Annotated in this window: 2 protein-coding genes; one reads left to right on the top strand and one right to left on the bottom strand. The window is 50.8% G+C overall.

The features are described from left to right. On the bottom strand, positions 1-6105 hold a 6105-nt coding region (locus tag WBV75_RS00090), incomplete at its 3' end, for a SprB repeat-containing protein (protein ID WP_424118630.1). Positions 6106-6265: 160 nt separating this feature from the next. Here WBV75_RS00090 and WBV75_RS00085 point away from each other — a divergent pair. Then, positions 6266-6668, top strand: a 403-nt coding sequence (locus WBV75_RS00085) for a PQQ-dependent sugar dehydrogenase (protein WP_424118629.1), incomplete at its 3' end; no start/stop codon positions are given.

Below are 6668 nucleotides of genomic sequence, written 5' to 3'. Positions count from 1 at the left end.
CACCAGGGGTCCGTTGGGGCCCCGAACGGTAGCGAGATTACTTATTCCGGGACATTCCGGCGATGTGGTTGTCGCAATTTCCACCACGTAATTTCCAGCTCTGAGGCCTGTAATTCGGGCAGGATCGCCACTGGCATCCGGATAGTTCGCCGTGTCAAAGCTTCCACTTGCCGCTGCAGGAAGCACCCTGTTTCCGCTGGTGTCAATCAGGAATGCCTCGTAATTGTACACTCCGTTATAATCGGTGACGTCTATAAAAAGCGCCCCGTCATCCCCGGGAACTGCACACCGGACCGGATTCGCCTGGCTGATGGTGACGTCCGGATACAACGGATCTGAAACCTGGTGGATTGGCAAGGGATAACTACACCCTTCTATATTATCAACCACCTGCAATAAATATCCCCCGGCTACGGGAAGATCTACAAGCACAAAGGAATCTCCGGGCGTATTGGTTACTGGAGTAACCGCCCCTGGGCCGTTGACCAGGGAAACCGTAAAATCAGTAGTTCCCACAACATCTATACGGACCTGCTCGGGATCTGCACAGGTAAGGGTGGAAACCACACTAAGAGTGGGAATCACGTTGGTCGGTGGATTGATCACCGGGAGGGTGACCTGATCCTGACATCCGTTCCCGTCGATGGCGTAGACCGTTATGGTTTGTGGAGATCCGTTATTGACTACCTCAAAGGTATTCGAGGACTGGTAGTTTTCAAAACCGGTTATGCTATACTGGTATCCAGTGCCTAACGTTCCCGGGTCAACCACCGAAACTGTAATGGTGGTGGAACTAAACTGATTTGCCCCGGGCACACAATTAAACGGAGGCGCAGTGGCACTAATCGAAAATGGCGCAGGTTCAATAATATCAATGCCATCCTGCCGCACTTCACAATCCCTGCTGGAAACCACAGTCACATCATAAACCCCTGAGGTCAGGCCCGTAAAGGATCCCGTACCATTTTGGGCTACTATATTGGACGTCCCGGTCTCATACAACGTATACACCAATGGACTATCGGCATCCGTTCCCGCCTGCAGGGTTACTTCAATACTCCCGTCGTCTGCGCCATTACAGGAAATATCTGTATCCAGAATCGAGGCAATTACCGGAACAACAGCCGGAGGAAGCGAAATATTGTCTATCAGGAAGGTACAGTTACCGCTGGCATCGACGACCAGGTTATCGGTAACGACCACCTGATAATCCCCGGGAGCATAACCCGTAAAGACACCGGTGGTATTGTCTGCAAGATAGTTTCCGCTGCCATCCTGCAACTCAAATGTGAAATCCCCACTACCCCCGTTGGTGGAAATAGTTATCTCCCCATCTGCATTATTACAGGAAGGGTCGGTGGTAAAATCCCCAAATGCATTGAGGAATTCGTAAACCGTTGCCGTCCCCTGACTGGTACAGCCATTGGCATCAGTAACATCTACGATGTAGTCACCAGGCGAACCAACGGTATAAGTATATTCCCAAAATCCTCCATTTAAGACCGCGAATTGTTCATTTCCGTTCAATGAGAAACGGGGCGTATCTACGGCTGCGGGTACCTGAACCAGGATATCAAAAGACGTGGCGGTCACATCACATCCGTTTTGTACCAGTAAAGAAGGCGGTGCAAGGTCCGGGTTGAGTCCGATAATGGTTTGAATGGCAAAAGAGGTACAATTGGCAACATCCCTTACATAAATATCGTAGGTGCCGGGCGGGGCGATAAAAGTGGTCTGAAGCGTCCAGTCCCCCGCTGATGGCGTATTACCAGAATCCATAAAAGCAAAGGTATAGGGTCCTCCCGCTCCTCCGGCACCCCGTACGGTCAATTGTCCGGGAGCATTACAATTTGCAGGAGATGAGGCAATGATATCGTAGGCCGGGAGATTCTGGTCTATGGTCACCGCTGCAGCATCAGTACAGTTGTTGGTCAGATCGGTAGCGAGCACCTGATAGTTTCCGGCAGGCGTCTCATAGGTATTGGAATACACAGGGGAGACATTGGTCAGGTTCTCCAGGGTGATACGGTTACCCGTATCCGTGTTGACCAGTTCAATAAGTAAATCGCTATTGGGGGCAAAACCATCTACGGAATAGACAATTTGTCCATTCCTGCTAACGTCACAGAAATCCGGAGTAGAACTGGCAGTAATATCCAGCGCACTGGGGCCTTCCACAGGGGCAATTTCATCAAAATAAATACAGCCTGTACCCTGATCCGTCACCTCAACCACATACGCAACTCCAAACTGGAGACCTGCAAAGGTATGCCGCCTCGGTGGGCTATTTGGGGTTACCGGCGGGCTGGGATCGATCGCCAGGCGAATCAAAAACGGGCCCACGCCCCCAACGATCTCCACCGTATTTGAAAAACCTGAAGGATCACAAACCGGGGCAGGCACCGGATCGGGAACGACATCCAGGGTCGTCTGGTCAATGGTCACCACATCCTCATCCCGGCAGCCGTTGGCATCCAGTGTTATGACACGATAAGTGGCCGGAGCCAGGTTGGTAAAAGTTTCGGAGGTGCTTGAAGTGGGTCCTACCCTGCTGATTTCAGTTCCAAACTGGTCCTGGAGTATATAGGTAAAATCAGGGGTCCCATCCGAGACAGAGGTAATGTCGATACTTCCTTCAAGGACACCCGTCAGGCAGGTCGCCGTTACAGGAGTTACACTCGCATCCGGAGGGAGCGTCGGGTCTGTATTGATTGTATAGTTGGCCAATGCCGTCTCACAACCAATCGCATCCCGAACGACGTAAGAGTAGGTTTGTCCCGCATTCAAATTGGAATAAACGGTCTGGGGCGTATAAGGCCCCCCGTCGAAACTGATCAGAAATGGAGGGATTCCACTGGTAGCATCCGGGGTAATCGTCAGAATCCCGTTATCGGTTTGCCCGCAACTGGCGGGGATTTCGCTCACTGCAGCTGGATTCAGCGGTACAGGCGGATTCAGGATTACGGGCACAGATTCCGCGATACAGCCCTGATTATCAGTGACCCTGAAGACATAATCCCCGGGTACATTCGTGCTGATCAGGAAGGAGTTGGCTGTCAGCGGAATTGGGGCACCAAAAGTAGCTCCGTTATCGGCGCTCACTTCATATTCTTTGGGGCCTGCACCCGCGAGGTAACCTCCATTAACCTGCACTCGCAAACTCCCGTCTGCCCCGCCACAGGGAATCTCGGTATCGATGGATCCCGTAACCCGCAATTGTGGATTTACAGTGATATTTACCTGATCGGAACACCCGTTGGAATCGACAACCTGGATTCTGTAATTTCCAGGAGCAAGTCCTGAAAAAACCGGGCTCGCCTGCAAGGCACCGCCGTTGATCCGATAGTTATGTGTACCCACCGGAGCCGAGCCTGCAGTGGAGGTGACCGCCAGAGTAGCCCCCGTTCCCGGGACATAACAAAAGTCCGAAGCCGCGGCATCCAGGGCAATACCCGGAGCGGCCACCGGCGTAAGGTCAAACGAGAAGGATGCGGCACACCCTTCAGCGTCTGTTACCGTGAGTATATAAGTCCCAGCCTGACCCAGACCTCCAAAATTCTGACTGGTTTGAGAGTTCTGCGTAGTGCCATCGGGACGCTCAAGGGTGTACCTGTAATTTCCCCAACCGCCACTCGCGTTAGCCTGTACCCGACCCTGGTTCCCATTGGCACAGGTCATGTCCGTGACATTTCCGCCCAGGGTGAGTGGGCTGGCAGGTTCTTCTATCTGGAGCGAAGTGGAATCCGTACACCCTGTATCTGCATCCGTGACATCGATGGTATAGGTTCCGGGGCCCGAAGGAGGAAGCACTACCTCTGGTGTATTTTGAACCGGACTTACCGGTCCACCATTTATGGAATAGGTAAAGCCATTGAGAAAGCCGTCAACAATAAACGTCCCCGTTCCGTCAGATGCACCTGTACAAACACGCAAATCCCCTCCGGCTCTTAATCGCACACCAATGGTATTGAGCAGGGCGGGTGTAAAACTCTCTTCGTAAAAACAACCATCCGCGGCCGTTACCCGAAAAGTATAGGCGGTATTGACATTGAGACCTAAAAAGGTATCATTGCCACCATTATCCAAGGATACCGGGCTGACAATTTCGTATTGGACAATGGGTGATGTACTGGTAGCCGTCAACTGCACATCGGAAGTACCCGCAGAACAATTGATCACCCCCTGTGTAAAGGCAATGTCCGTGGGCGGATCGACATCGAGAATGTCAATTGGAGTCAATTCAATACGACATCCCCCGTTATCCCGAATAATGGGCGTATACGTACCTGCTGCCAGGTTGGTATAATTTTGCTGGCCACTAAAATTCACCCCGTCAATACTAAACTCATAACCACTGCCGGATCCACCACTAAAGGGACCCTGGAATTCAATGATACCGCCATCGGCACCACCCCCAGGGTTACAAAGACGATCCTGGAGTTTCACAACATTACCTGAAATCGCCCCAACATTGGTCAGGGTAATGGATGTGGGTATGGTATAGATACAATCAAAACTTCCCTGCTCGTATCGCACCTGAATACTATTGTAAGTTCCGTCACCGACCGTTAGGACGGGATTGGCCGACCAGGGATCCCCGGGCTGCGCGCGAAAAGACAGGTTGTACCCCTTGGCATCGAGTACATTGATGTTAATTCGGGCTCCGTTGTTACAATCCCCGTCGGTTCCGGAAGCGGTTACATCCGGGGGGGTAAGTTCCTGAACGGAAGACGAGGCCGTAATGGTACAGCCGTTGGCATCTGTAATCACAAACTGATAGGAGCCTGCAGTCGTGACATTGTAAGTAGTCTGCCCGGTATACGTTCCTCCTGAATTCCCACCATCGCTTACGGTAAAAGAATATGGAGCCACACCGCCGGAGGTACGTACAATGATATCTACATTATCCGACCCACAGGAAGGATCTGTACTTAAACTCTCATTTACCTCCGTAGAAGCCCCCAGGGCGACCAGGCCGTCCCCGATGATAATAGGGTTTCCATTGACATCCAGGGATTCCTGGGGTGGGGGAATTCCCAGTCCCGGGTCTCCCGTACACTGTTGCGTTTCTACCTGAACGCTGTAGGTCCCCTGACCCACCGCGGCAAAAGTGTATGGATTATTGGGGATAAAGGTGGTAAATTCTAAAGGCACCCCGTTCTGGTCGAGGAGTGTATATCTGTAAGGCCCCGGAACATTATTGACGTTAACGGTAATAGACCCGGTGTCCCCAAAGCAATTGGCGTCTATAAAAGTGACATCAAGGTCAATCACCCGATCTTCAATAACGATCGGTTCATAAGGGTATTCGCACGTATTGGCTGTATTTCGAAGGCGGGTTTTTACGACATACGTCCCCGGGGTAAGGCCATCAAAAATAGCGGAATTTTGCCAGGGTCCGAAGCCACTTCCATTGTCTATACTGTATTCATAAGCACTGGAGAGGTTGGTTAACTGAATTCGCCCGGGTACCCCACAGATAAAATTCCTCTTGATAAAGGTTTGGGTAATACTACTTTTCTTGACTTTAAAATAATAATAGGTTCCGCCATTGGCCCGAACCCGGAACTCCGCTCCCGTGCTAGCCGGAATTGTAGCAGCAGACAGGGTAAATGCAGCAGATGTCCCCACGGTTTGCCAGGAGGAATTACATTCATTACCAATTATGGGAGGGCAATCGTCATTGACATCAAAAGTACAACTGCCGCCTGGGACGAGCTGCTGCCATTCATAGCTGCTAAAGGAACCTGTCAGGGTCAGGATACGGTCGTCAAAGTCACCACATAAGTTAAACCGGGAAATCGTAAACCCGTTGTCAGAACAGGTAACCTGTTCGTCTGCATTCTGTATAATAGTAGAAAACATGGGCGCTTCTGCGGTAAACTCCTCAAAACCTGAGTTTGAAGATAAATCGCTTGCGCCCCGGGGTTCGGTATCGGCACCCCCTGCCCGGAGTGCTGTATTGGAGTCCGTCTCAGGAGACAAACCTTCAACAGCCATGGCAATATGGTGCAGCGGACTGTATTCGAAAGCCGAAGCACTTACGAAAGTAATCCCCACTAGGAGCAGGGCATACCACAGGTGCCTGGTTTTTTTCGGGAGCATAGATTAAGTAGGCTTCAGAGAGTGCAGCGGGGATTCGGGGACCCTACTGCACTCTGTTTGTAATTATTTACACTTATAAATTCTCTTTATCTTTGGGGTCTTAACCCATTATTCTTTTAGCATATATTTTGCGAAAATGGTACTACATCAACGAATTGGTATGAAAAATAGTATTGTTACCCTATGGTTTTTCGCTGTAATGATCTCTATTTCTTGTGCTCAAAAGGAGGAAAATGAAACAGAAAACCTTCAGGACCCTGAATTTTCCGCAGAATTAGTCGTCGGGGACCTGCAAATTCCATGGGGCATGGTGTTTTTGCCTGATGAAAGCCTCTTGATTTCCGAAAAATCAGGGGATGTCATTCTATATAAAGACGGTACTAAAACCGAAATTCAAGGGGTTCCCGAGGTTTATATGCGAGGTCAGGGGGGACTGCTCGATCTGGAATTGCACCCGAACTTTGTGGAAAACAGGTGGGTGTATATGAGTTACGCCTCGGAAGAGGGGCCTGAGAAAGGCGGGCATACCGCCATAGCCCGGGCGCGGCTTAACGGCAATCAAT

Source organism: Robiginitalea sp., assembly GCF_049588695.1.
Taxonomy (GTDB): Bacteria; Bacteroidota; Bacteroidia; order Flavobacteriales; family Flavobacteriaceae; genus Robiginitalea.
Note: the sequence above shows the minus strand (reverse complement) of the source record. Positions and strands in the feature narration are given on the sequence as shown.